This is a genomic window from Serratia sp. BIGb0163 (genome assembly GCF_024809935.1).
In the GTDB taxonomy this organism is placed as follows: domain Bacteria; phylum Pseudomonadota; class Gammaproteobacteria; order Enterobacterales; family Enterobacteriaceae; genus Serratia; species Serratia quinivorans.
On the sequence record NZ_JANUDZ010000001.1, the window covers coordinates 757,239 to 782,079 of the forward strand.

Annotated in this window: 24 protein-coding genes; 17 read left to right on the forward strand and 7 right to left on the reverse strand. The window is 53.8% G+C overall.

Annotation, left to right across the window (positions count from 1 at the left end):
- Positions 1-9 precede the first annotated feature (9 nt).
- The 6 genes from M2406_RS03700 to M2406_RS03725 all read left to right on the forward strand — a co-directional run bounded on the left by M2406_RS03700 (position 10) and on the right by M2406_RS03725 (position 2,471).
- Complete coding sequence (locus M2406_RS03700; RefSeq protein ID WP_017892454.1) at positions 10-573, forward strand: DUF2975 domain-containing protein; 564 nt, start codon at positions 10-12, stop codon at positions 571-573.
- 7 nt (positions 574-580) lie between these two features.
- On the forward strand, positions 581-796 hold the full coding sequence (locus M2406_RS03705; RefSeq protein WP_026142313.1) for a helix-turn-helix transcriptional regulator: 216 nt from the start codon (positions 581-583) through the stop codon (positions 794-796).
- A 220-nt stretch (positions 797-1,016) separates the two neighbouring features.
- Positions 1,017-1,241 carry a hypothetical protein gene (locus tag M2406_RS03710; protein ID WP_259188774.1) on the forward strand — a complete coding sequence of 75 codons (225 nt, stop codon included), beginning with the start codon at positions 1,017-1,019 and terminating at the stop codon, positions 1,239-1,241.
- 177 nt (positions 1,242-1,418) lie between these two features.
- A complete protein-coding gene (locus M2406_RS03715) occupies positions 1,419-1,739 on the forward strand; it encodes a hypothetical protein (RefSeq protein WP_012006376.1) in 321 nt (106 codons plus the stop codon).
- A 45-nt stretch (positions 1,740-1,784) separates the two neighbouring features.
- Positions 1,785-2,075 (forward strand): hypothetical protein, encoded by a 291-nt coding sequence (locus tag M2406_RS03720; RefSeq protein ID WP_259188775.1) that lies wholly within the window; start codon positions 1,785-1,787, stop codon positions 2,073-2,075.
- A gap of 42 nt (positions 2,076-2,117) precedes the next feature.
- Entirely contained in the window at positions 2,118-2,471 is a 354-nt protein-coding gene (locus tag M2406_RS03725; RefSeq protein ID WP_259188776.1) for a hypothetical protein, read from the forward strand.
- Positions 2,472-2,506: 35 nt separating this feature from the next.
- On the opposite strand, the gene M2406_RS03730 is transcribed toward M2406_RS03725, so the two are convergent.
- Complete coding sequence (locus M2406_RS03730; protein WP_112363298.1) at positions 2,507-3,439, reverse strand: LysR family transcriptional regulator; 933 nt, start codon at positions 3,437-3,439, stop codon at positions 2,507-2,509.
- A 102-nt stretch (positions 3,440-3,541) separates the two neighbouring features.
- Here M2406_RS03730 and M2406_RS03735 point away from each other — a divergent pair, with 102 nt between their 5' ends.
- Positions 3,542-4,639: an NAD(P)-dependent alcohol dehydrogenase gene (locus M2406_RS03735; protein WP_115182612.1), complete on the forward strand. Its 1,098-nt coding sequence runs from the start codon at positions 3,542-3,544 to the stop codon at positions 4,637-4,639.
- A gap of 20 nt (positions 4,640-4,659) precedes the next feature.
- Complete coding sequence (locus tag M2406_RS03740) at positions 4,660-5,208, forward strand: nuclear transport factor 2 family protein (RefSeq protein WP_012006381.1); 549 nt, start codon at positions 4,660-4,662, stop codon at positions 5,206-5,208.
- Between the two features lie 39 nt (positions 5,209-5,247).
- Here the strand turns inward: M2406_RS03740 and dcuR are convergent, their stop codons facing one another.
- The 3 genes from dcuR to M2406_RS03755 form a co-directional block, all read right to left on the reverse strand.
- The gene (gene dcuR, locus M2406_RS03745) at positions 5,248-5,961 is read right to left on the reverse strand and encodes a two-component system response regulator DcuR (protein WP_012006382.1); all 714 of its coding nucleotides are present in this window, start codon (positions 5,959-5,961) and stop codon (positions 5,248-5,250) included.
- A 3-nt stretch (positions 5,962-5,964) separates the two neighbouring features.
- Positions 5,965-7,566 (reverse strand): sensor histidine kinase, encoded by a 1,602-nt coding sequence (locus M2406_RS03750; RefSeq protein WP_012006383.1) that lies wholly within the window; start codon positions 7,564-7,566, stop codon positions 5,965-5,967.
- Positions 7,567-7,689: 123 nt separating this feature from the next.
- Entirely contained in the window at positions 7,690-8,532 is an 843-nt protein-coding gene (locus M2406_RS03755) for a class I fructose-bisphosphate aldolase (protein ID WP_012006384.1), read from the reverse strand.
- A 533-nt stretch (positions 8,533-9,065) separates the two neighbouring features.
- Here M2406_RS03755 and M2406_RS03760 point away from each other — a divergent pair.
- The 5 genes from M2406_RS03760 to M2406_RS03780 all read left to right on the forward strand — a co-directional run bounded on the left by M2406_RS03760 (position 9,066) and on the right by M2406_RS03780 (position 15,822).
- Complete coding sequence (locus tag M2406_RS03760) at positions 9,066-9,995, forward strand: sugar ABC transporter substrate-binding protein (RefSeq protein ID WP_012006385.1); 930 nt, start codon at positions 9,066-9,068, stop codon at positions 9,993-9,995.
- Positions 9,996-10,072: 77 nt separating this feature from the next.
- Complete coding sequence (locus tag M2406_RS03765) at positions 10,073-11,557, forward strand: sugar ABC transporter ATP-binding protein (RefSeq protein WP_012006386.1); 1,485 nt, start codon at positions 10,073-10,075, stop codon at positions 11,555-11,557.
- 17 nt (positions 11,558-11,574) lie between these two features.
- The gene (locus M2406_RS03770; protein WP_012006387.1) at positions 11,575-12,603 is read left to right on the forward strand and encodes an ABC transporter permease; all 1,029 of its coding nucleotides are present in this window, start codon (positions 11,575-11,577) and stop codon (positions 12,601-12,603) included.
- A gap of 62 nt (positions 12,604-12,665) precedes the next feature.
- Positions 12,666-13,583 carry a sugar ABC transporter substrate-binding protein gene (locus tag M2406_RS03775; RefSeq protein WP_012006388.1) on the forward strand — a complete coding sequence of 306 codons (918 nt, stop codon included), beginning with the start codon at positions 12,666-12,668 and terminating at the stop codon, positions 13,581-13,583.
- A gap of 145 nt (positions 13,584-13,728) precedes the next feature.
- Complete coding sequence (locus tag M2406_RS03780) at positions 13,729-15,822, forward strand: right-handed parallel beta-helix repeat-containing protein (protein ID WP_259188777.1); 2,094 nt, start codon at positions 13,729-13,731, stop codon at positions 15,820-15,822.
- 70 nt (positions 15,823-15,892) lie between these two features.
- Here the strand turns inward: M2406_RS03780 and M2406_RS03785 are convergent, their stop codons facing one another.
- A complete protein-coding gene (locus tag M2406_RS03785; protein WP_259188778.1) occupies positions 15,893-16,708 on the reverse strand; it encodes a MetQ/NlpA family lipoprotein in 816 nt (271 codons plus the stop codon).
- 285 nt (positions 16,709-16,993) lie between these two features.
- On the opposite strand from M2406_RS03785, the gene M2406_RS03790 reads away from it, so the two are divergent.
- The 3 genes from M2406_RS03790 to M2406_RS03800 all read left to right on the forward strand — a co-directional run bounded on the left by M2406_RS03790 (position 16,994) and on the right by M2406_RS03800 (position 19,835).
- Positions 16,994-17,512 carry a hypothetical protein gene (locus M2406_RS03790; RefSeq protein ID WP_115182610.1) on the forward strand — a complete coding sequence of 173 codons (519 nt, stop codon included), beginning with the start codon at positions 16,994-16,996 and terminating at the stop codon, positions 17,510-17,512.
- Between the two features lie 334 nt (positions 17,513-17,846).
- Positions 17,847-19,238 (forward strand): cytochrome-c peroxidase, encoded by a 1,392-nt coding sequence (locus tag M2406_RS03795; RefSeq protein ID WP_259188779.1) that lies wholly within the window; start codon positions 17,847-17,849, stop codon positions 19,236-19,238.
- Positions 19,239-19,409: 171 nt separating this feature from the next.
- Positions 19,410-19,835 (forward strand): universal stress protein, encoded by a 426-nt coding sequence (locus M2406_RS03800; protein ID WP_135344396.1) that lies wholly within the window; start codon positions 19,410-19,412, stop codon positions 19,833-19,835.
- A gap of 50 nt (positions 19,836-19,885) precedes the next feature.
- Here the strand turns inward: M2406_RS03800 and ygjK are convergent, their stop codons facing one another.
- Both ygjK and ygjJ read right to left on the reverse strand, forming a co-directional pair.
- Positions 19,886-22,258 (reverse strand): alpha-glucosidase, encoded by a 2,373-nt coding sequence (ygjK, locus tag M2406_RS03805; RefSeq protein WP_259188780.1) that lies wholly within the window; start codon positions 22,256-22,258, stop codon positions 19,886-19,888.
- A 17-nt stretch (positions 22,259-22,275) separates the two neighbouring features.
- Positions 22,276-23,343 carry a protein YgjJ gene (ygjJ, locus tag M2406_RS03810; RefSeq protein WP_259188781.1) on the reverse strand — a complete coding sequence of 356 codons (1,068 nt, stop codon included), beginning with the start codon at positions 23,341-23,343 and terminating at the stop codon, positions 22,276-22,278.
- Between the two features lie 376 nt (positions 23,344-23,719).
- Here ygjJ and ebgR point away from each other — a divergent pair, with 376 nt between their 5' ends.
- Complete coding sequence (ebgR, locus tag M2406_RS03815) at positions 23,720-24,700, forward strand: transcriptional regulator EbgR (RefSeq protein ID WP_259188782.1); 981 nt, start codon at positions 23,720-23,722, stop codon at positions 24,698-24,700.
- The last annotated feature ends 141 nt before the right edge of the window (positions 24,701-24,841 follow it).

Sequence of the window (24,841 nt, forward strand, 5' to 3'; positions counted from 1 at the left end):
GAACTCGTTATGGGCGCTGTGCCACGGATACACCTTCCGCTTTATGTACGTTGCTTGTGTTTGTTGATCATGACGATGCTGATTGTCAGCACCGGCGTGGAGATGTTTATGATTGTCCAGGGCTGGGTGCAGGGCGAGGCGTTCAACAGCATCGTGGCGTCCTACCGCGACTATTACCCGGAACTGAACGCCTATGCCGTTCCGAAGCAGCGCTGGGCCCTGGTGGCAACCCTGTTGTTGGATATGTTCGCCTATGTGCCTTATTACAGCGCACTGTTGTGCGGCGCCGGGCTGTTTTACCAGTTCTATCGCGGCAACGTGTGGCACCGCAACAATATGCTGCTGTTGCAGATCATCGGCATCCTGCTGATTGTCGACGTGCTCTTCCCCTCGTTGGCCGGGATGTTGCAAGTGATGATACTGACGGCCAATGAAAAAATGCTGCTAATAATTTATTATGGTGTCAACAGCGAGTCGGTACGCTCGCTGATCGTAGGCTGCGCAATCCTGGTGTTTAGCCGGGTATTTCTGGAAGCGTTGCGGCTGAATGAAGAACAGCTTTCTTTCGTGTGAGAATAGAGTGGCGATAATAGTAAGTCTTGATGTCATGTTGGCCAAAAGGAAGATGCGTTCGAAGGAGCTGGCGGAACAGGTGGGGATCACCGAGCAAAATCTGTCCCTGCTGAAGAACGGCAAGGTGAAGGGCGTCAGACTGGAAACGTTAGACAAAATCTGCCGGATCCTCGACTGCCAGCCTGGCGATCTTCTGGCCTGGCAACCGGATAACGAAGGCTAACCCGGTGGCGTGCCCCGCACGCCATATCGTCAATATACGAATTGATATTTATTACCGACACCCTGGATAGGTTTATTTTACGTTAAATTATTAGCGGCCTTATTTAAATTAAATGAGGTTGCACTTGCTTTGCCCGTGGTTCAATACGGGTTATTAAACTAAAAAAAGTAATTTTTTATTTACTGCGGTTAACGATAACGTTTATTTTAAAGGAGGATATATGAACTTACGCCAATGGATCCCGGCACTATTAATTATGCTGAGTGGTTGCAGCCAAATTCAACCCGGTTTGTCATCTTCAGGGTCCGGCTGGGAGAAGCCAAAGCCCGCTACCCGCGAGCAAAGGCAGCGCATCAGCGCCGGAGAGTCAGCTTCTGCAGTACTGAACGAGAGTGGGCCGAGTATCGGCGGAACCATCGACTGGTCAAAATTGTGGGATCGTTAATTCACTAAATATATTTTGACTGCGAATTATAAGTCCAATGGCACTCGTTTAATTAGGGTTTATTGTTTGTTGGGTAATGTTTTTATTTCCTCGCATTGTTTGTTTTGACGGCACTGAATATATTTCTTTATTTAATGGGAATGAGCACCATTATGGGCCTTATTACAGGAGTTTATTGTGGAAAAAGGCATCCCCGTCATTTTCATATTTTTATTGTTGCCCTGGTGTCATCAGGCCTCCGCCACGCGTTATGAGCGGGAGTATGAAGGCGTCTCTTCGGTGCTGTTTCGCAAAAAACTGAAAGAGGTGGCTCATGGCTTGTGGGACGAGATGGGCAATGAGAAGCAGCGGCCTCTGTTATCGACGCAAAGCGAAGACAATACGCTGGCCCAGCGTAAAGCCTGCAAAGGGCAGAGGGGCAAGGCTGCAGCCGCGAGTGAACCGCATCCATCGGCATTGCCGCGTGAAGAACAACCGCTGCTTATCAACGGTTGCTGACCTCTGGCACTAATGGAGTTTTTGCTTTTGAAATTGATCTCTTTGATGACAGCGGCACTCGCCCTGTTGGCGTCTTCTTGTTGCTATTCGTTTGTCGACAAGCACGCTCAGCGCGCCGGCTTCGAGGCGGGGGAAAGCGCTGTGGATTATCGGTTACGGTTTAACGGGCTGTTGCAACATCTGTGGTACGTAGAGCAACTACGTTCGGAACAGGCGCGGCTTGCCGCGATACGCCTTGAACGCAAAACGCTGGAGTCCGCCATGTTACCGCGTGAATGTCGGGCAACACCTGTGCCGCTGTTTTTAGTCGGAAAGAGTGCCATAGCCAGAAGATAGTTTTTTGAGTCAACAGGTGAATTTAATATCGGGAGTCTATCAGTGAAACGGATTTTTCTTGCCTGCGTGGCGCAGTGGTCTTGCTTCTCATTACAGGCGTCGGTTGACTGGCAATACCATGCCGCACAGCCGTTGGATAACAAAATCTCTGAGGAGTACCAGCAAAAGCGCAGCGGGTTAAAACATAAAGTATGGAGTGCCGAGGGCGTGGCGTCGGCCAATGAGAAGGCGCTTGAATTGGAACGGCAGCATGCCGCCGCCGAGCAGGCGAACCGGCAGCAGCTTAAAACTCAGTATGGCGAATACCGCTGTGGCAAAAACAAACAACAGCCTGGCAAACTTTGCCCCTCTCCGGGGCGGGGGATGAATTCCCCGGACTTTAAACATCATCGTTGAGGCCTGACGCGGAGAGAAATTCTGGTGTTGATGTGCTATTTAACCGCGCCTTTCAGCAGCAGTGGCGGTACTTGTATTGCCAAAAAATCCACCAGTGCGCGTACCGAAGGCAGCATACCGCGCCGGGTCGGGAACACGGCATGCATGATCAGTGGCGCACAGGCCCATTGTGGCAACACACGCACCAGCTCACCCTGCATCAATGCCTGATGGCAGGTGATATCCGGCAGCAGCGCAATACCCAGGTGTTGATAAAGCGCACCGCGGAGGATCCCCCATTCGCTGCACATCAGCCGCGGGCGCACACGCACCGCGCGTTTTTCCCCATCGGGGCCTTCCAGATCCCAGGTTTGCTGTTCGCTGACGTCGACCAGGGTTAATAGCGCATGTTCGCTCAATTGCTGCGGATCGGTCAGCGACGGGTGCTGTGCCAGATACTGCGGCGAGGCGACCAGGATGCGCACGCTTTGGCCCAGCTCACGGGCAATCATGCCTTCACTCATATCTTTGCGCTGGCGCAGACGTAGGGCCACATCAATCTTGTCGGTCACCGGGTCGAAGCGGTTATCGTTCGCCAGCAGCTGCACCTGAATACCGGGGTTGGCGGCCATAAAAGCCGGCAGACAGGGGGAAAGCAGGACATCGGCGGCCAGTTTCGGGCAACTTACGCGCACCAGGCCGGAAGGTTCAGCCCGGCTTTGGTCGATCAGCTCCTGGGCGATCTCGGCCTCATTGATTGCCGCCTGCGCATGGCGCAGCAACAAAGAACCGGTCTCCGTTAGCTTGACCCGTCGGGTAGTGCGCTGAAACAGCAACACGCCAAGACGATTCTCCAGCGCCAGCACGCGGGCGCTCAGTTTGGATTTTGGTATATCCAGCGCCCGGCTGGCGGCGGAGAACCCGCCGTACTGGGCGACCTGGGCAAAATAATAGAGGTCGTTCAGGTCCTTCAAGATGCCTTTCTGCATTCATATTGTCCTTAATTTGAGAACAGTGAGTCAGAGTATGACATCTTTTTACACCCAATAACCCATCTTATACTGCCCACATCGAAACAACGGGGAGATGACATGGAAATAACAGCAGCAGTCAGTGAAAAAGCGACGGAGGGATTCTCCCTCAAACAGTTACAGCTTGGAGAACCCCGCGCCGATGAGGTGTTGGTAAAACTGGTCGCGACCGGCCTGTGCCATACCGATATCGCCGCGCACAAAGGCGTTATATCGATGCCTGCGCCGGTGGTGCTCGGCCATGAAGGCGCCGGGGTCGTAGTGCGGGTCGGGGCCGGGGTCAGTAAGGTGGCGCCCGGCGATCATGTGGTGCTGTCGCTGGCCTCATGCGGCGTCTGCGACAAGTGTAGCATCGGCATGCCGACCTATTGCCGTCAACATGTGCCATTGAACTGGCTGGCGCAGCGCACCGACGGTTCGGTCAGCCTGCATGATGAAAATGGCGATGTACACAGCCATTTCTTCGGTCAGTCCTCTTTTGCGCAGTATGCCGTGGTCAATGTCAGCAGCATTGTGCCTGTCGATAAGGCGATCCCGTTGGAATACCTTGGGCCATTGGCCTGCGGACTGATGACCGGCGCGGGCGCCGTGATGAACACTCTGCGGCCGCATGCGGGTTCTACGCTGGTGGTCTTTGGTCTTGGCGCGGTGGGCCTGGCGGCGGTGATGGCAGCCCGGGTGGTGGGTTGCGGCCACATCGTCGCGGTGGATATTAAAGAGAACCGTCTGGCGTTAGCCAAAGAGTTGGGCGCTACAGAGGTGATCAACCCGAAAACGGCGAATGTGGATGAAGTGCTTAATCAACTGACCGAGGGACGCGGTGCGGACTACAGCGTTGAAGCCGCCGGGAACGCGGGCGTCATGGCCGATGCGGTGCGGGTGTTGGCGGAAAATGGCAAATGCGTACTGACCGGCGTGGTGCCGGAGGGCGAATCTTTGCCGCTCGACATTATGCACTTTATTCGCGGCCGCACGGTGCAGGGCTCGATCATGGGCGATGCGGCACCGGCGATGTTTATCCCGATGCTGGCGCAGCTATTCCAGCAAGGGCGGTTCCCGATCGATCGCCTTATCCGTTTTTATGCCATGAATGAGATCAACCAGGCGATGGCGGACTCACAATCCGGTGAAACCATTAAAGCCGTTATTCGTATGTAACCCTCAATAAGGTCAATAACATGAAACGACTCTTTTCAGCGGCCCTGCTGGGGCTGATGGGCGCGGCTGCGTCCGCGCAGGCCAACGATCATATTATCGAAAAGCAGGGGCTGTATTACCTGCAACCGGGATACAGCGTTAACGACGTCGCTGAATTTTACTGGCGCAGCCTGAATGGCTGGTCGGAAAAACCGGCCAACGTGGCCAAATACTTTACGCCGCAGGGGGTGTTTGAACTGCCTTATGCGCCGGTAGAAGACTTCGGCTTCTTTGCCACGGCTTCCAAAGGGCGTGAAAACATGACCCGCTACTTTACCGGTATGAGTGAATATCTGGGTAATCTGAAATACGCTGACTGGAAAGGCTGGAAAAAAGTCGTGACGGCTGAGCCAGGCGTATATGTATTTGAATACACCAGCGACGGTAAAATCAGACAAAGCGGCGGCGATTATAATCAGCAGTTTATCGCCATCGTGACCATCAATGAGGGGCAGATAGCCAGCGCCCGCGAATATTGGAACCCGTATGTTGCACTACGTGATTTTGGTCTGATCCGTAAAACGAAATAATGCTCGGCGACTCCCCCGGTCTGCTCCGGGGGATATCGGCTAGCGGCAATACTCTTTCAGCAGGGCGATCGCGTCCTGCTTCAACTGATAAAGATAGACCGGTCTGCCGGTGGTGCCGTAGAGAATACGGGTGCCCAAAATGCCGCTTTCCGCCAAATAAATCAGATATTTTCGGCAGGAAACGCGTGAAATGCCGATGGCGTTCGCCAGATTGTCGGTCGAAAACTCCCCGTCGTGCTGTTGCTCAATCCATTCACACACCGTACTTAGCGTGATGCTGGTCAGCCCCTTCGGCAGTTTTTTTCCTTCGGTGCTGGCGGGTTGGCGACGTAACAGGCTGTCCACATCCCCCTGCGAGAATTCGCGCTGCGCCAGAATTTGCGACTGTTGCTGATAGTTATTCAACGCCTCTTTGAAACGCCCAAACTGGAAAGGTTTGATCAGGTAATCCACCACGCCGTAATGCAGGGCGCGTTGCACCGTATCCACATCGCTGGCGGAAGAAATAATGATGACGTCGGTTTTTTCACCCAATTCGCGCAGGCCGGGCAGCAAGTCCAGTCCGTTTTCCTGCTGCATATAGATATCCAGCAGCACCAGATCGATACTGACTTCGGCGTCGGCCAGCAGTGCGCGTGCCTGTGCCAGGGTGGCGACCGTCGCCAGGCAGTGAAAGCCGCTCACCTGGCTCAGGTAGTATTTGTTTAACTCCGCCACCATCGGGTCGTCGTCGATAATCAATACGTTAATCATGGTTCAGCCCTTGGCCTGATAGGGGATATGTACAAAAAATTGGGTTAGCTCACCCGGTTCAGATTCGAAGTCAATGCTGCCGCCCAGTTTTTCCAGGCTGCTGCGGATCAACGCCAGGCCAATACCGCGCCCCGGCCCTTTGGTTGAAACACCCTGTTCAAAGATACGTGCGCCGAGAGCCGGATCGATACCGGGGCCGTCATCGCTGACTATACAGTGTAAGTGATTCTCATTGTGATGAAAGCTCAGGTTGATCTCGTGTCCCTCTACGCCATCGATAGCGTCAATGGCATTTTCAATCAAATTGCCCAGCACGCTGATCAGCACGTGGGTAGTTTCCGCATCGTCGGTTTCTGGTAGCAGGCTGGTTTCGTCAATGGTCAGCTCAATACCGGCTTCATGGGCGCGATTGATCTTGCCGATAAAGAAGCCCGCCACCTCTGGCGACTGGATTTTCCTCAGCAGCGCACCGATCTCTTCCTGATAGGTGCTGGCGGTATTGATGATGTAGTTTTCCAACTGCTGGTAGGCCTTCATGTGCAGCATACCGAGGATCACATGCAGCTTGTTCATAAACTCATGTGACTGGACGCGCAATGCGTCAGCATAGTGCGCCATGCCGCTCAGGCGTTGCACCAACTGGCTGATTTCGGTTTTATCGCGGAAGGTGGCGATAGCACCAATCACCTGGCCCTTAACGATTACCGGTACGGTATTGGTCAGCAGTTCGCTGCCGTTAAAGCTGATCTGCTGGTCACGCAGCGGTTGACCGCTTTCCAGCACCTCCGCCAGATGCAGCTGCGTCGGCCAGTATTTGCTGGCGGATTCCAACAGCAGGTTTTCGAAAGGCCCATTTTGGCGCAACAGCCGTTTGGCTTCGTCGTTGACAATGGTAATGCGTGACTGGTTATCGACCGCAATGACGCCTTCTTTAATTGATTGCAGCATGGCGTTGCGCTGCTCGAACAGATTAGAGATCTCGTAGGGTTCAAAGCCGAGCATAATGCGTTTCAGGGCCTTCACCAGGAAGAAAATGCCGAGCGTGCCGACCAGCGCGGCGAAGGCCAGTGTCCAGTAGATGATCCAGCGGCTTTCGCCCACCACGCGCTGAACGGTGTCGAGCGCAATACCGAGAGCGACCACGCCAATCTGCCGCCGTTCGCTGTCGTAAACCGGGGCAAAAACCCGCAGCGAAGGGGCTAATGCGCCGCGATTAATGGCGCTGTTGGTTTCGCCGCGTAGCGCCGGTTCCAAATCGTCACCGATAAAATGCTGACCGATTAACCAGGGTTTGGGGTGCGAGTAGCGGATACCTTTCATGTCCACCACGACGACAAACAGTAATTCATTCCGCTGGCGCACCTGCTCGGCAAAGCGCTGCACCGCGCCACTGTGATCTTCACGCAGCAACCCCTCAATAACATTACTCGATAGCGCCAGCGTTTCGGCAATCGCCATCGCTTTTTGGCGTTGCTGATCTTGTCCCTGGTGATTCATCTGCACAAAAAACAGCGCATACACCACCAATAGCACCGAAGCGATGATGGCAGACACCATCAGCGTGAGCGTGGTGCTGAGCTTAAGCGGTATCCGTTGTTTTGGCATGGCGATTCTCCGAATGGGCCTGTCAGGATAATAGCGGGGATTGGAGCGCGGGGCCGCGACCGGCAGCAGGTTATAACATGCTGCCGCCGGGGGAGGGATTATTTTAATTACAAAAGCGGGGGATCAGGGCTGATGGTAGATTTCCAGTCCTTGCTGGCCGCTGGCACCCTGATGAATGATAGCCATTAACGCACTGACCACTTTTGATGGATTGCTGTGCTGATAGACATTGCGGCCGTAAACCATACCAGATGCCCCTTGCGCCATCAGGGCGGCGGATTTTTCCAGTACCGCGCCCAGTTCGCCTTTACCGCCGCCACGCACCAGCGTTGGGCAGCGCGCCGCCTCCACAATGCGGTGGAAGTCCTCTACTCGCTCCGTCGGGTCGGCCTTGATGATGTCGGCACCCAGTTCACGCGCCAGTCGGACTAACGGCACCATTTTTTCTACGTCACCGAGCGAACCGTAGGCCGCGCCCTGGCCGGCCGGCGCCATCACCAGTGGTTCGATCATCAGCGGCATGGCGTAGCGGTCGCAGGCATGACGCAGACGACCAATATTCTCCACGCACTGGCGGAAAATGCCCGGTTCATCGGGGATCAGATACAGATTAACCACCACCGCCGCCGCATCCATCTGCAGTGCGGCGAGGATGGGCGCTTCTGGATTATGCAGCACTGCCCACATTTCACGGTGACGTGCGGCGTTATAAGCATTGCCGACGTCGGTGCGCATTACCAGCGCCGGCTTATCGCGTTGTGCCGAGCGTTGCAGTAAATCCGCCTGGCCGTAGTTGACCTGAATGGCATCGGGGCGGGCAACGATCAGGCTGTCCATCACCCGTTCAATGTCTTCCAGACCGATTAAAAAATCCGGCTCATTGGCGATGCCGTGATCAATCGCCACGTCGAGGCATTTGCCGTTATTAAACAGCCGGTTCATCCGTACCTTACTGCTGAGCTGCATGTCTGATCCTCCTGAAAATACACGTCCATTCAGTATTGTCGACTAGCGCCGGGGATGAAACCGCGGATCCACAAACTGCGTGCTCGCTCGCACATTTACTGAGAACGTGCGGCGCCATTTTTCATCAGGCGGGAGCATTTTGTTTGCCGAACGCACTTATGCCACGAACGCGATGGTGGTTTTTGCGTCATTTGTTAGATCCGTGTCATGTTTTTGTTACTTGGCCATTCCAAAACGCATGTTTCGCTTGTTTGAGTTAAAAAGTTTCAATAATCTCAATTATGAAATAAACATTTGATAATGACTTTGTGACTTCAATGCCTCGATAGGTTATTTATTTTAAAGCGTTGTTTTTAATCTTATTTGAGACATTGATCAAAGTTTTTCACACCGCCTGAATACGGAATAAAAGCGATAAATCTGCCGTATCAAAGGGATAACACCGACCGGATTGTTGTTTGAATGTAAAAAATATTTTTCATTAGCTGTCAAATCAACAGGCCTCTTCACTCTAACTATTAAGGGTACAGAACATGAAGCTGAAGAAACTGATCGTCACCTCGGTATTGATGTGCATGTTGCCGGCCAGCGTATTGGCCAAAGACATCAAAATCGGCGTTTCAATGGCTTATTTCGATGACAATTTCCTCACCATCCTGCGCCAGTCAATGCAGAGCAAAATGAAACAGGACGGCAACGTCAGCGGTCAATTTGAAGATGCAAAAGGGGATATCGCCCAGCAGATCCAACAGATTGAGAACTTTGTCAGCCAGGGCGTCGACGCCATCATCCTCAACCCGGTCGATACCCAGGGCGTGAAGCCGATGATCAAACTGGCGGAAAGCGCCAAGATCCCGCTGGTGTTCGTCAACCGCCGCCCTGAGGTCACGCTGCCTGCGGGCATGGCCTACGTAGGCTCAGACTCCAAACTGGCCGGCAAGCTGCAGATGGAAGAGTTGGCCAAGCTGATGAACGGCAAGGGCAACGTGATGATCCTGATGGGCGAACTGTCCAATGAAGCGACCCGCGACCGCACCCGTGGTGTGGAAGAAGTGGCGGCCAAGTATCCCGGCATCAAAATCCTCGACAAGCAAACCGCCAAGTGGGGCCGTAAAGAAGCCGTCGACATTACTACCGACTGGGCGCTGACCGGTCAGCAGATTGATGCCATCGCCTCCAACAATGACGAAATGGCGATTGGCGCGATCCTGGCGCTGAAACAGGCGAAGAAAAGTGGCGTATTGGTGGCCGGCGTTGATGGCACTCCGGACGCACTGGAATACATCAAGAAGGGCGATCTGGCACTGAGCGTATTCCAGGATGCCAAAGGACAGGGGGAGGGCGCGGTGCAAACCGCCATTCAACTGGTGAAAGGCGAGAAGGTGGAAAGCAACGTACTGATCCCGTATCAGCTGATCACCAAGGCCAACTATCAAGAATTTGCCGACAAGAACAGAAAATAAGCGTTAAGGCAGCGCGGTTATATCCCTGCCGTATATACCCGGCAGGGATGCATTGACGAACGGCGGAGGTTATCAGTATGTATCCTTATGTTCTTGAGGCTGAAGGCATCAGTAAGCAGTTTCCCGGCGTGAAGGCGCTGGATAAAGTCTCAATTAAAATCAAGCCAGGCAGCGTACACGCATTAATGGGGGAAAACGGCGCGGGTAAATCCACGCTGATGAAATGTTTAATCGGTATTTATCACCCCGATGAAGGCACCATAAAAATAAAAGGCCAACCGGTGACCTTCAGCGACACGCTGCAGGCGCTGCATTCGGGGATTTCCATGATTCACCAGGAACTCAACCTGGTGCCTTATATGACGGTGGCGGAAAACATCTGGCTGGGGCGTGAGCCGGCAAAGCTGGGCTTTGTGAATCATGATCAACTGAACAAGAAAACCCGTGAGCTGCTGGCGCGGCTGAACATCAAGCTCAAGCCGGAGACGTTGGTCGGTGAACTGAGCATCGCTAATCAGCAAATGGTGGAGATCGCCAAGGCGGTTTCCTACAACGCGGACGTGCTGATCATGGACGAACCCACCTCGGCGCTGACCGAAGGCGAGGTGGTGCATCTGTTCGCCATCATTCGCGAACTGCGTGACCAGGGCAAAGGCATTATTTATATCAGCCACAAGATGGACGAGATTTTCGCCATTACCGATGAGGTGAGCATCTTCCGTGACGGCACCTTCATCGCCTGCGATAAAACCGAAAACCTGACCAAACAGTCGCTGATCACCATGATGGTGGGGCGTGAACTGACCCAGATGTTCCCCAAATTCAACAACAATATCGGCGAAGAAGTGCTGCGTGTCGAAGGGCTGCGGCGTGCCGACTGGTTCCACGATATCTCGTTCAGCGTCAAGCGCGGCGAGATCCTCGGTGTCGCCGGGCTGGTGGGGGCCGGTCGCAGCGAGGTGATGGAAAGCCTGTTCGGCATGTACCCGGCGGACGGCGGCAGCATTTTCATTGAGGGCAAGGCGGCGAAGGTCGATTCACCCTCGCGAGCGATTGAACTCGGGTTGGCGTTTCTCACCGAAGACCGCAAGAAGTCCGGGCTGTTTCTGGTGTTGTCGGTGGTCGAGAACATGAGCATCGTCAACCTGTCGGAGTACATCGGCAAGAACGGCTTTGTCAGTCATGTGCAAATGGCCAAGGACTGCATGGAGCAGATCAAAAAGCTCAACATCAAAACCCCGACCATGGATCAAATCATCAATAACCTGAGCGGTGGCAACCAGCAGAAGGTGCTGATTGCCCGTTGGCTGCTGGCCCAACCGAAAATATTGATCCTCGATGAGCCAACGCGCGGCATCGACGTGGGCGCGAAGGCGGAAATCTACCGCCTGATTAGCGAACTGGCGAACCGTGGCGTCGCCATTATTTTGGTGTCATCGGAATTACCGGAGATCCTCGGCATGAGCGACCGGGTGATGGTGATGCACGGCGGCCGTATTACCGGCATTTTGGATAAAGAAGAAGCGGATCAGGAAAAAATCCTGGCGCTGGCCTCTGAATAACGCAAAGGTGAATCCCCATGAGTAATGTAAAAATCGAGAAGCCGCTTGCGGGTAAAGCGCCGCTGTTCGCTGGCCTGAGTGGCAAAATGCCGAAAGACACCGGCATCTTTATCGTGATGATCGGCATCGCATTGGTGTTTGAAATTCTTGGCTGGTACATCCGCGACCAGTCCTTCCTGATGAACCCGAACCGCCTGCTGCTGATTGTGCTGCAGGTGGCGATTATTGGCATCATTGCGGTGGGGGTGACCCAGGTCATCATCACCACCGGCATCGATCTTTCCTCCGGCTCGCTGATAGCCCTGACGGCTGTGGTGGCGGCCAGTCTGGCGCAAACCTCGGACAGTATTTCACCGATGTACCCGGCGTTGCTCGACCTCCCGGCGGCGATCCCGATCGGCGCGGGGATCGGGGTGGGCATTATCTGCGGTTTCATCAACGGCTTCCTGATTACCCGCACCGGTATCCCACCGTTTATCGCAACTCTGGGCATGATGGTTTCGGCGCGTGGCCTGGCGCAGTATTACACCCAGGGTAACCCGGTCAGCTTCCTGTCCGACGGCTTTACCTCTATCGGCCAGGGCGCGATGCCGGTGATCATCTTCCTGGTGATTGCGGTGATCTTCCACATTGCGCTGAAGCACACCCGTTACGGTAAGTACATCTACGCCATCGGCGGCAACATGACGTCGGCCAGAGTCTCCGGCATCAACGTCAATAAATACCTGGTGACGGTCTATACCATCGCCGGTGGCCTGGCAGGGCTGGCAGGTGTGGTATTGGCGGCGCGCGTCAGCAGCGGCCAGTCGAGCATGGGGATGTCTTACGAGCTGGACGCTATCGCCGCGGCGGTGATCGGCGGCAGCAGCCTGATGGGCGGCGTTGGGCGCATTACCGGCACATTGATTGGCGCGGTGATCCTCGGGCTGATTAAAAGCGGCTTCACCTTTATCGGCGTAGACTCCTATATTCAGGACATTATCAAAGGCGTGATTATCGTCGCCGCCGTGTCTATCGACATGCGCCGTAACCGTAAAAAACACTGATTGCCGTAAATCTCCGCCGGTGCACTTTGCCCGGCGGTTTTTTTTATCTCAGGGGAATCACCATGAAATACTTAAAAAGAATCGTGCTGGTGGCGGCGCTCGGCTGCTCCACCTCGGTGCTGGCGGAAACCATCGGCGTGTCGATGGCCTATTTTGACCAGAACTTCCTGACCATTATTCGTCATTCAATCGACAAAGAGGCCAAGGCGCGCGGAATCAGCGTGCAGTTCGAAGACGCACGCGGTGACGTAGGTCGCCAGGCCGATCAGGTGCAGAACTTTATCAGCGCCGGGGTGGACGCGATTATCGTCGACCCGGTCAATTCGGCGGGTACGCCAGCCATCACCAAAATGGTGACCAAAGCGGGCATTCCGCTGGTGTACGTGAATCGTACGCCGGGCGACAGCAAACTGCCTGCCGGCGTGGTGTTTGTCGGCTCCGACGAGAAGCAATCCGGCACTTTGCAAATGGAAGAGCTGGCGCGGCTGGCCAACTATCAGGGCAACGTGGCGGTGATGATCGGCAACCTTACCGACGCCGGTGCACTGCAACGCACCAAGGATGTAGAGCAGGTGGTGGCGAAGTACCCGAAAATGAAGGTAGTGCAGAAGCAGAGCGCCAACTATTCGCGCAGCGAAGGGATGGATCTGATGCTGAACTGGATCACCAACGGCGAGTCTATTGATATCGTCGCCGCCAATAATGACGAGATGGCGATTGGCGCGATCATGGCGTTGCAGCAGGCCGGTAAGCAGGGCAGCAAGGTGCTGGTTGGCGGTATCGACGCCACGCCGGACGGCCTGAAAGCCTTGTCTTCCGGCAAGATGCAGGTGACGGTATTTCAGGATGCCGTTGGTCAGGGCAAAGCCTCGGTCGACGTCGCGCAACGGATGATCAAAGGCGAAAAGCTGGATCCTTATTACTGGATCCCGTTTGAACTGGTGACCCCGGCCAATATGCAAAAGTACGCGGCGAAATAATAGGTTATACCCGTGTTGAAGGTGCGCTGCCTAGGCAGCGCTTTTTTTTGGAATTCTGTTGTGCCATCGTCTAACAGATTTTGCAATGAACTGGGTTTATATACAGTCTCTCGGCGGCAATCATGCCGTCATGAGGAGATGTACCATGACCGACACCTGCATAGATATCGTTGCTCTGGCTCAACAAACGGCACCAACCGGCACCTTGATAGAGGTTACCGCCTTCGATGCCGCGCGATTAAATAAACAAATCCGCAGTACGTTGGGGGGAGGCACCTTTGTCTCAATCCCTGCCGGCGGGGTTATCCCTGATGGATGCCTCTACGTGACCCAGCCTGCCAGCTCACCCTATTGTTGGATGCGAGTGCTCGACGCAGATTCAGTGTTAAATCCAGAGATGTTTGGCGCGGTGGGAGATGGGGTTATCAATGATTACCCGGCGGTTAAACGCATGTTCAGTTACGCCGGTAGCATCGCTAGCGCGCAAACGCCGCAAAAAATGGTTCTTGAGGGCCATTACCGCCTGGCTGATGTCGATGCCAAAACCCCCTTTATGACGCTTGATGCGCCTGGCTTTAGTACTATTAGTGGCGGCGGACAACTCTATCTTGACAGTGATAAGACGACGCTGACGATGGTGCAGTTTGTTAATAAAACGGATTTTTCCTTCAGCGGCCTGACGCTGAGTCGCAAAGGCAGTGACCCGACGCGTCTGTGGTCCAAGCAGGCAACTGCGTTACTTATTGATGGTGGTCAGCGTTTTCGCCTTCACGATCTCGATTTGTTTATGCATACCGATGCTATCAGTATCAGGCAATCGGAAAGTTTCGAGATTTACCGCAACAAGTGCCATGAACTGGGTGAAGAAGGAATTGCGGTGCGTGGCAGTCGCCGCTGGCTGCTACGGGACAATGAAATCTATCACCATAACGGCGATGGGATTTTGTTGAAAACCTCTTCAACCCCCAGTTTTGACGGCAAGATCCTCAATAATCGGTTGTACGACGCTATTGGCTCGCCCAATACCGCTCAGGGCCACCGTGGTGGAGGGATTACCCTCAACGATGAAAATGGCGGTTCAACGACTTTTTTCCAGAATTTACTGGTTCAGGGCAACTCTCTCACCAACCTCTCTTACGGTATTGCATTCACCAATATTGACGACTGGGAGGTGGCGGATAACTTTGTCGATGGCATCGATCGTTTTGGCATTATTGTCGACAGTGAACTGAGTAATAACCCGCAAAAGAACCCGATCCGGCGAAGTAAATGTGTAGGCAATACGGTGCGCAACACAGTCCAAAACGGTATCAGTTTCACTACGTTGGGAGAGATTAATGTTGAGTCTGCGCTGATAGCCAATAACCAGGTGGACACCTGTGGTACCAGCCCAACGGCCGAGTATCCTGGCATTTCCGCCACCCGTGCGACCATTACCGGCAACCGGGTGTTGAACTGCAAGATCGGGCTCTCCGCGAGTGATTGCGTGACCAGTGGTAACTTTTTCGAGGGTTCTACGTTCACTAGCGCTGGTTCCGGTAGTAATTACATCAAATTAGGCACCGGCGGCAGTTTTGTCGGTAACCGAGTAACGGACACCAATCAGGGCCATATTCGCCTGTCGAACCCCGGCAGCTTTGTGTTTGCCGATAACATTGTGCAACTTAAGTCTTCTTTTGCCGGATTGTATTTTATCGGCACTGATTATGGACCAAACACAGTTATCGGTAAAAACGTGTTTGATACTGCCTTTGTACCGGTAACCAGGTTTGAAATTGGTGCCACCAGTATTCGTCGGATCCAGATGGATGCTTGCGCCTATGGTCGCCGGGAATTCCGTTATGACAGCCAAATCCCGACGGACATCGATGCTCGGGCAGGGGACGAGGTATATAACTTTAGGGCTGTGCCGGGGGAGGCGCGTAAATATAGCTGCGTAATAGGGGGGGTTAACCCCGAGTGGGTAAGCGGAGACTTTGTTGATTTAATCGTTAAGTCAACGTCCCAGGATATAACGCTGGCGCCGGGGGCAAGTCTGGATATTGATGCGCAATTGGCGACGGTGCTGCCGACTTATGTCGCTAACGGGGTGAAGTTCAACCAGAATCCAAAGCGGGTGAAAAGTACGGTGTGCGTCAGCGAAGCAGGTACGGTGACGTTTACGTTGACCAATCCGACGACCGCTGCGCTAACCCTACCGGGCCTGGTATTGACCACGCGTTGCAATAACGGTATCTAAACCATCTGGCGCTGCGTGCAGCGCCATTTCACTCCAGCCCCGCGACGTTCGCCGCGGGGCAAAGTGCAAATTACCAGCCTTTAACCGCGTCGCCCTTGTAGATTTCGGCGGCGCTGGCGGCGACCTCATCGGTCTGGTAGGCCTTGACCAGGTTTTTTACGTTTTCGTTGTTTTGGTTATCCACCCGACTGGCGAAAATATTGACGTATGGCGAGTTTTTGTCTTCGACAAACAGCCCGTCTTTGCCCGGTGTCAGGCCAATTTGGCTGGAGTAGTTGGTGTTGATAATCGCCAGTGCGATTTGTTTGTCATCCAGCGCGCGCGGCAACTGTGGCGCTTCGATCTCAACAATTTTCAACTTCTTCGGGTTGCTGACGATATCCAGTGAAGTAGGCAGCAGCCCGACCCCGTCCTTGAGCCCGATCAGCCCCTGCTTTTGCAACAGCAGCAGTGAACGACCCAGGTTGGTTGGGTCATTCGGCACCGCGACCTGTGCGCCATCGGGCAGTTGACTGATTGACGAGATTTTTTTTGAGTAACCGGCAATCGGATAAACAAAGGTATTGCCCACCGCAACCAGCTTGTAACCGCGTTCCTGGATCTGTTTTTCCAGATAAGGTTTGTGCTGGAAGGCATTGATATCCAGATCGCCGTTATTCAGCGCCTCATTGGGCAACACGTAATCCGTGAATGTCACCACTTCCACATCCAGATCGTACTTCTGTTTGGCAACCTTTTGCACCACCGCCCACAGCGACTGATCGATACCGGCACTGATGCCGACCTTGATGTGGTGAGCGTCTTGCGCGGTCGGCCCGCAGGCGGTCAGCAGCAGGGTGCCGGTTACTGCCAGCGTGGCGGCAAGTTTTTTTAGTGTAAATGTCATTTTCCCAGAGTCCTTGTCAAAATAGCCTGCTGGTTATTACAGGCTGAAGAGTGGCAGTGACTGTAGATAATCGTCTGACTAAAATAAAATACTGATTCACTATGATTAATAGCGATTTGCTATGAGCAGAATCAGACTGGGCGACGGTGCCGGAAGTGGGTTAAAGAAGGGCGGTCGCTCAGGCGATATGTGCCCTGATAATCAGTTTGTTTTGACGCAGGTTCCACCCGCTTATTATGATGACGGCAAGCCCGACAGGGGCGCGAATAGTCAAAGGAAAATAAAATGCATTTTAACATCTGGCGCAAGGCGCTGCTGCCATTGGTGGTTTTGACTTGTGTATCTGCAACTCAGGTGCAGGCGGCGGATGCGGTGGTGGAACCTATCCCTAAAACGCTGCTGGGCAACTGGCATGTCAGCAAGATCTTGCCGACGCAAACCGTCGGTTGCTGGGACGAACAACAGGCCAAAAGCCTGATCGGTGGAAAAATCAGTTACAAGGCCGACGGTTTCAGCTGGAATGGCACTGAGTTGAAAAATGAAGGTGCCACTCTCAGCACGGTAGAGGCGCAGGAGTTTGTCGAAGACAATTCCGGCAGCAGCTCTTATATCGACTTCCCGATGCTGGGCATCAGCACGCCGGCGGTAGAACGCGTGATGATCCAGCATGCCGATACGCAGATCAAAGGCATTACCGATCAGGGCACCGACGGCGTACCTGGAGATAATGTGCTGCAAAAAGACGCCAACACGCTGATCCTGTCGGTGTGCAACGTTTGGTTTGAAGTGCAACGCGTGCGTTAAAACCCCGGCAGCGTTCATCATTGCGTGCGAGCGCTGCCTGCAGTAATCTTGCCATTCAAATAGCATTTTTATCTTCTGCTGCTCGTTTTAATTTTTAATAATAATTTAAATACTCATTAATTCAGTGAATATCTGAAGGGTTAATTCTTGCTGATTTAATCTAATCGGTAATTTACCTGAAAGTTTGCAACGCCTAATTGATAGGTCAATGCTATTACAGCTATAGGTAATGGCTGTGGGAATTATTGATTATCGTCAAAATTATTATTTACCCTCTGTTTAATATTGTTTGACGACGATTATTTGGTCGGCAATGTTTCATAAGGAAAGTGAAATGAAAAAAGTCACCCGTATTGCGGCGATTTCCATTGCAGCTGTTGCGTTGGTTTATTTCGGTTTGGCCGGTTATGTCTGGCATCTCGATACCCAGCGAATGGAGAATAGCTCGGTACTGCGTTCCGCAGTGCAACAGAATAACCAGGTGCTGGGGTTGCTGAGGGAAAAGGGCTGCGACTACTGCCATACCCCGTCCGCTTCGCTACCGTTCTATGCCTCTTTCCCCATCGCCAAACAGTTGATGGAATACGATATTCGCCTGGGTTACTCCTCCTTCAACCTGGAGCCTGTGCGCAGCGCCCTGATTAAAGATAGGCCGCAGGCACAAAGCGACCTGAATAAAATTGAGTGGGTAATGCAGCACGAAACCATGCCACCCGCCCGCTATGTGGCTTTGCACTGGGCTGGGCAGATCAATCCCGATGAACGGGAAATTATTCTCGCCTGGATAGCGCAGCAACGCGCGCGCTATTACGCCAGTGCAGATACTGCACAGCCCCATCGTAATGAGCCGGTTCAACCGATCCCCAAAACATTGCCGGTTGATGGGCAGAAGGTGGCATTGGGGTTTCGGCTTTTTCACGATCCCCGCCTGTCTGGAGATAACACTCTTTCCTGTGCTCACTGTCACTCGTTGAATACCGGCGGGGTCGACGGAAGAAAAACCTCAGTCGGGGTCGGTGGCGCGGTGGGGCCGATTAACGCGCCAACGGTGTTTAACTCGGTGTTCAATAGCGAACAATTCTGGGATGGCCGTGCGCCGTCGCTACAGGCACAGGCCGGTGGGCCACCATTAAACCCGATAGAAATGGCCTCCAAATCCTGGGATGAAATTATCAATAAGCTCGACAAGGATCCGCTGCTGACTCGCGACTTTGCTGCGGTCTATCCACAAGGGCTCAGCGGCGAAAATATTACCGATGCCATCGCCGAATTTGAAAAAACCTTAATCACCCCGAATGCCCCCTTCGATAACTGGCTGCGCGGTGATGAGAATGCCATGACGATGCAGCAAAAACGCGGCTATCAATTATTTAAAGACAACAAATGCGCCACCTGCCATGCAGGGGTCATATTAGGCGGCCGCTCCTTTGAGCCTTTGGGGCTGAAGCGTGATTTTAATTTTGGCGAGATCACCACGGCAGATATTGGGCGTATGAACGTCACCAGTGCTGTGCGTGACCGGTTACGTCAGAAGGTGCCAGGTTTGCGCAATGTCGCTCAGACCGCGCCTTATTTTCATCGTGGCGACGTCGCTACGCTGGATCAGGCGGTAAAACTGATGTTGCGTTATCAGGTGGGTAGCGAGCTGCCTCAGCAGGACGTCGATGATATTGTCGCCTTCCTCGAAAGTCTGAGCGGGGTCTATACCCCTTACCGGCCAGAATAAGGAATAACGTTTTCACTCAATACCTTCTTATCGGGCCCCGGCAACGGGGCTATTTCAGCCTGATATCCCCGCCCGAACGTCGCATTTCTGAACTAAAATTAATCATAATGCTATAACTCTGATGTTAGCGCAGAAGCAGGGGTCTCTACTGAATCAATGACAGGAGGCGCTATGTGTTATCAACATATTGTTATCGCCACCGACCTGAGTGATGACGGCAAACGGCTGGTGGAAAAAGGCGCGCGCTTGGCCGCTGCGTTGCAGGCTAAACTTTCCCTGATTTACGTGGATATTTACTACGATACCTATCATGCCGCGATTGGTTTCTCTGAGAAGAGTTACGACGGTGGATCTTTTGAAGACAAGATCAAAAAAGAGCTGGAGCCGCTGACCCAAAACGTGAATTACCCGATCAACGAGGTGATTATTGGGCGCGGTGATTTCACCGAGCAATTGCAAAATGCGGTGGTGGATAAAAGCATCGATCTGGTGATCTTCGGCCACCACCACGATCTGTGGAACAAGCTGTTTTCCTCTACTCAGCATGCGATCAACCAGTTGAACGTTGACGTACTGGTGATCCCGATTAAATCCTAGCCCGAGCGAAACCCCTGCCAGTTGAGCGTTCTGGCAGGGTAACGGCGAGATTACCGGGTGAAAAAGTCGTTATACAGCATGTAAAGGTGAGCTGCGCTCCAGGAGAAATTCGGTGCGCCCTGTTGCATGCCGGTCAGCGGATTATAGTTTTCGCGGATTGGCCCGTCGGTGATCAGTCCATCGGCGTGGTTGAAGAAGGCCTGTGCCATGGCGACGGCGTCGTCACGGTAGCCATAGCTTTCCATACCCTTTAGCCCGAAATACAGTTGATCTACCCAGACTCGTCCACGCCAGTAAATATCTGCGCCAAACGCCGGGTTGGTGAGTGCCGCCGTACCGAGTGGGACGTAGGTATTGAACTCACGCGAGTCCTTCATCACCTTCACCACCGCATCGGCATGTTGCTGGCTGGCTGCGCCATTAAACAAGGGTGACCAACCTTCCGGCCCTTTGCCGCGTTCGACAATGGGTTTGCCGGCACAGCCATTGGGCAGGGGTTTATCTTCAATGCGAATGTCGTAGAAGAAGCCACTGGACGAATCGAACATGCAGCTATTGATGTAATCCGCCAGCTTGTCGGCCTTGCTGCGGAAGGCGGCGGCATCGGCGCTGTGGCCCAGAATATCGGCCATTTTGGCCAGGTATTTGTTGTCGCTGTACATGTAGCTGGCTTGATCCACCGACTCCTGCAGTAAGGAATAGCCGAGCAGAGTGCCGTCTGCCGCACGGTTTTCCGCAAATTTCACCTGCCAGTCCTGCCGCTTTCCACCTTGTGCCAGGTAGCGGGCCAGCTGATCCGGGTCGATAAAACCAAAGGCAGCGGCATCGTCACGTCCAGACTCCCAGGAGGCGGCAACCTGGGCCGGGATTTCGATGTTGTCATAGTGCCCGGAGCGAACAACCCGGTCATAGTTGTTCAATCCGGCGAGCGTTTTCTCCTGCTGCCCGCGCTTAACGGTGAACAGCATCCGACCATCTGGCGTATTGTGCGCCTTATCCCGCGTCGCGCCATATTCCGGCACGCCGTTGCCGTTATGGTCGCGGTTATGCAGCCACCAGTTGTGGTAGGCGACCAGCTTCGGATACATCTCGGCCAGCCACTGTCTATCGCCGGTGGTGTTATACACCTCCATTACCGCCCAGGCCGCCAGACTGGGTTTGGTATTGCGCTCATTCCAGTTGCTGCCATCGCCGCCGCGTTCCGGGCTGGGGTTATAGGCGATCAGATCCGGGATAAAGCCGGCATCCCATGGGCGCAGTGGGTCATCCGGCTGGATTTGGAAGGCGAACACCGCACGGATATTATCCTTGGCGACGTCAGGATTAAAATGCGCCATGGCGTAGGCCTGTTTCCAGGTATCCCAGGGCCAGGTCTGGTTGCCGGAGAACCAGCGCCCGGTCACCGAAGGCGTCACCGAATCAAACTTCATCGCCCCGGCCGCGCCGCGCCAGTTGCCATTCAAGGTTTCTATCGCTTTCACCGCCACGCGCTCCTGCGCTTGAGTGGCATGCGGGTTGGTAAGCCCCTTGCTGAGATAGTTTTCCCAGCGTTGCGCGGAAGCATTCATATACTGCTGCGGGTTGGCGAGGATAGCGGCAATCTTGCCCTGTTCCTGCTGTACCTCAGCGGCGGTGAGCAGGTGAGAGTAGGTGGTGTAGAGGGTGGTGGAGCCTTTGATATTGGCTTTGGCGATAAACTGATGGCCGTTCACCGTCGTTTGCTGCGGCAGTGATTTATGAATCTGATATTCAGACTGGCCGGAGGTCATCAGTTGCGAAGAGGCTCGCACTTTGCCAAAGGTGACCCGCAGGCCGTCCGCCGTCGGCAGAATGTGCCGCGTGTAGCCCGGAAATGCCTGCTCGATGGTCTCAGGTGACAGTGGCTTTTGCTGTTTGGCGTAGTATTTTTCCAGCAGTGCGCCGTCCCACACCAGCTCCAGCGGCGTATCGGTGATGATTTGGGTTTCCAGCAGCGAGGTGCGTGCGGTAGCGAAACGCAGCGTCAGATTGACCTGGATCCCCGGCGCGCTGAGTTGTTGGACAAGCGCCCCCGGGATGCTGTAGGCCGTCATGCTGAAGTTTACCTTCTCCCCATTTTTATACAGGCTCAGCCGATCGAAGTTATCGGCCATAAAGTTGATGTATTCTTCGGTAAGCAGCGCCGGGCCGGGGAAACCGCCGATACCTTCCGGGCCATCCGGCAGCAAGTGGCCATGCCAGGCCCCCAGATCAAAGAACGGGTTAAAACGTTGGTGTTCATCAAAATCGTAGTCGAGCATGTAGTGTGGCGCGCCGCTGCGATTGATGACGTTTTTATAGGCCGCTGCCCGCAAGGCGTTCTCATTCGCCGGGTGAGAAGAGCAGCCTGATATTGCCAGCGTGATAGCTATGGCCAAAGGCGGCAGTTTATTAATCATATTCATTAGGATTGCCCTGTCGGTTACCAATAGAAATACTGCATCAGAAACACCGAGTTGCTGGCGTCGGTGCTGTCGTTGGTCATATAGAATTTACTGTCCAGCGCGGTGGCGAATTTGCCGCCGCCATACTCGTACCAGATACCGGCCTGCGCGTAAGACGTGGCGGTGTCCGGCGCATTGTCCAGCCGGTGGCGGGCGTAGCTGTAGGCGGTCGAGAAATACAGCCCTTTGGTGGCTTCAACCATGGCGCTTAACATCAGGCCCGACTCGGTGCCCGGCTGGCTGCCATCGCCCTTGCCGGTGTGGTGCCAGACGCGGCCGGCCAGGTTTTTACCTTTTAGCCCCAGGAGGTACAGTTGCCCCATGCCGTCGGTAATTTCCAGGCCGTTTAATAACGTCAGTTCTTCCTGCAGATCGTATTGGGTATAGCCGTTGACCATGGCACGGTAGGTATATTTGTCCGAGTAGCGGTCATATTTACCGAAGTGCAGTAACGCCTTACTTTCGTCGATGCGGCTTTCCGGTGCGGCGGTGACGCTGTAACGGAATTTTCCGGTCAGATTCTGCAGTTTGGCCGCGTAGGAGAGATCCCGGGTGTTGGGGATCACATAGCCATATTCCGGGGTAAAGTCGGCCCACCATTGTAAATCGTCCAGCGAGGAGTCGTTGCGTACGCTAAGCATCATTTCGGTGCCATCGTCGGTGCGATAGCCGCCGTAAAAACGGTTGATGCCGCCTTCAAATCCCCCCCAACTGTGGTCTGGCACCCAGGCATTGCCCTGATGATCCGCCTGCACCGTCCAGCCTTCGCCGTAGATCAGGCCGAACCAATGGCCGTGTTTGATCTCCAGGCCGCCTTCGATATAGGTACCGTCACTGTATTTGTGTTGGTGTTCACCGTTGAGATAGACGCTGCCACCGATGCCCAACTCACCGTAAAAGCGCAGGGCGGTAGCAGCGCTGGTTGTCAGTTTGGGGGGCGGCAACTCGTTATGTTCCGCCGGCACCACGGACTCTTGCGCCGGCAGTTCCAGGGGTAAAATCAGAAGTAAAACGGGTAAAAATCTATTATTGGCTATTATTTTCATTTGGACACGCATCTGTTTTTGGTTAGTGGACGTTCGGCACGGCGTGACACCTGCCAATTCATTCCATTAACCGCATGTAGGTCGGCCCCTTTTCCCTGGGAGGAGGTAAAAAAACCGTCTTAAACAGGACGGTAAAGCGGCAGTTATATTAGTAAAATATTTAGTAAAAAATACCGTAACATCAGTAAATCGTTAACTTGATCACAAAGGGTGAAATCGGTATCTTCGCTATTAAGCATTGCGAACCGTCTGCAAGCGCCGCGCGGGGCGCGATAAGGATGCTTCTGGCGGATAAAAAGGGGGGATGGGGCATCAGGGCGTATACCTTGCTGAGCCGTCCCGGTAAGCTAGCGTTTTGTCTATCCATTGAGACTCTATGGCCACACTGAAGGAAATCGCAGAAGCTGCGAACGTGTCTGTTGCTACCGTTTCGCGAGTGCTGAATGACGACCCCACTCTGAGCGTGAAAGCGCAAACCCGACAAAAAATTCTGGAAGCCGCAGAGCGTCTCGAATACAAGGTTCAGCCTTCAAAACGTCACAGCGGGCATCGGCTGACGTTTGCCGCGTTGTTCACCTATAAGCAGGGCATCGAGATTAACGATCCTTACTATCTGGCGATGCGCTATGGCATTGAAACTCAATGTGAAAAGTTGGGTATTTCGCTGGTGGCCTGTTACGACTTCAACGGTGAAAAAGCGCTGCCTGCGGCTGATGGACTGCTGGTTATCGGTCGCCCTCAGCCGGTGTTGCACGAGCAACTTGGCCAACAGAAAGTGCCGGTGGTGTTCCTTGACGGTGTGGTTGAAGACCCGCAGTTCGACTGCGTCAACGTTGATTTGTACAAGATCAGCCAGAAGGTGATCGACTATTTCATCGGGCGCGGTTATTCACGCATTGGGTTTATCGGCGGGCGTGACGACCCGGCCTTTGCCGATCAGCGCGAGCAGGCATTTGTCGAGTATGGCCGGTTGAAAAACGTGGTGCAGCCCCAGGATATTTACATCGGTGATTTCAGCAGTCAGGCGGGTTACCAGTGCGCCAGACGAATGCTGGAGGACACCAGCGATTATCCGCCGGCGTTGTTGGTGGCGACCGACTCTATTGCCATCGGCGTCCTGCGTGCACTACATGAAAAGGGCATCCAGGTCCCCGGGCAGATTGCGTTGATCAGTGTGAACGATATTCCCACCGCCCGGTTTATTTTCCCTGCCTTATCAACGGTTCGCATTCCATCAGAAACCCTGGGCGCTCAGGCCGTCAACCTGTTGATGGAGCGCATTCGCGATGAGCGAACCATTCCTTTATCGATCTTTGTTCCCAGCTCGCTTCAGTTGCGCGACACCACGCTAGCCTGATTAATCTTCCCTGTGCGGCACGCCGATGGTGGCTGCACAGGGAGGCCCGCCAGAGTAAAAATTAACGTCATGATTAAAAAAGATATTTAATATTTTTTGTGATCCCGTCGGCATTGGGTAAATATGTTCTGTGAATTTTAC

What these genes read in the sequence shown, in the direction of transcription:
- M2406_RS03700 (WP_017892454.1), top strand. Translation starts at nt 10, where the DNA reads ATGGGCGCTGTGCCACGGATACACCTTCCGCTTTATGTACGTTGCTTG.
- M2406_RS03710 (WP_259188774.1), top strand. Translation starts at nt 1,017, where the DNA reads ATGAACTTACGCCAATGGATCCCGGCACTATTAATTATGCTGAGTGGT.
- M2406_RS03720 (WP_259188775.1), top strand. Translation starts at nt 1,785, where the DNA reads ATGACAGCGGCACTCGCCCTGTTGGCGTCTTCTTGTTGCTATTCGTTT.
- M2406_RS03730 (WP_112363298.1), bottom strand. Translation starts at nt 3,439, where the DNA reads ATGCAGAAAGGCATCTTGAAGGACCTGAACGACCTCTATTATTTTGCC.
- M2406_RS03735 (WP_115182612.1), top strand. Translation starts at nt 3,542, where the DNA reads ATGGAAATAACAGCAGCAGTCAGTGAAAAAGCGACGGAGGGATTCTCC.
- M2406_RS03740 (WP_012006381.1), top strand. Translation starts at nt 4,660, where the DNA reads ATGAAACGACTCTTTTCAGCGGCCCTGCTGGGGCTGATGGGCGCGGCT.
- dcuR (WP_012006382.1), bottom strand. Translation starts at nt 5,961, where the DNA reads ATGATTAACGTATTGATTATCGACGACGACCCGATGGTGGCGGAGTTA.
- M2406_RS03750 (WP_012006383.1), bottom strand. Translation starts at nt 7,566, where the DNA reads ATGCCAAAACAACGGATACCGCTTAAGCTCAGCACCACGCTCACGCTG.
- M2406_RS03755 (WP_012006384.1), bottom strand. Translation starts at nt 8,532, where the DNA reads ATGCAGCTCAGCAGTAAGGTACGGATGAACCGGCTGTTTAATAACGGC.
- M2406_RS03760 (WP_012006385.1), top strand. Translation starts at nt 9,066, where the DNA reads ATGAAGCTGAAGAAACTGATCGTCACCTCGGTATTGATGTGCATGTTG.
- M2406_RS03765 (WP_012006386.1), top strand. Translation starts at nt 10,073, where the DNA reads ATGTATCCTTATGTTCTTGAGGCTGAAGGCATCAGTAAGCAGTTTCCC.
- M2406_RS03770 (WP_012006387.1), top strand. Translation starts at nt 11,575, where the DNA reads ATGAGTAATGTAAAAATCGAGAAGCCGCTTGCGGGTAAAGCGCCGCTG.
- M2406_RS03775 (WP_012006388.1), top strand. Translation starts at nt 12,666, where the DNA reads ATGAAATACTTAAAAAGAATCGTGCTGGTGGCGGCGCTCGGCTGCTCC.
- M2406_RS03780 (WP_259188777.1), top strand. Translation starts at nt 13,729, where the DNA reads ATGACCGACACCTGCATAGATATCGTTGCTCTGGCTCAACAAACGGCA.
- M2406_RS03785 (WP_259188778.1), bottom strand. Translation starts at nt 16,708, where the DNA reads ATGACATTTACACTAAAAAAACTTGCCGCCACGCTGGCAGTAACCGGC.
- M2406_RS03790 (WP_115182610.1), top strand. Translation starts at nt 16,994, where the DNA reads ATGCATTTTAACATCTGGCGCAAGGCGCTGCTGCCATTGGTGGTTTTG.
- M2406_RS03795 (WP_259188779.1), top strand. Translation starts at nt 17,847, where the DNA reads ATGAAAAAAGTCACCCGTATTGCGGCGATTTCCATTGCAGCTGTTGCG.
- M2406_RS03800 (WP_135344396.1), top strand. Translation starts at nt 19,410, where the DNA reads ATGTGTTATCAACATATTGTTATCGCCACCGACCTGAGTGATGACGGC.
- ygjK (WP_259188780.1), bottom strand. Translation starts at nt 22,258, where the DNA reads ATGAATATGATTAATAAACTGCCGCCTTTGGCCATAGCTATCACGCTG.
- ygjJ (WP_259188781.1), bottom strand. Translation starts at nt 23,343, where the DNA reads ATGAAAATAATAGCCAATAATAGATTTTTACCCGTTTTACTTCTGATT.
- ebgR (WP_259188782.1), top strand. Translation starts at nt 23,720, where the DNA reads ATGGCCACACTGAAGGAAATCGCAGAAGCTGCGAACGTGTCTGTTGCT.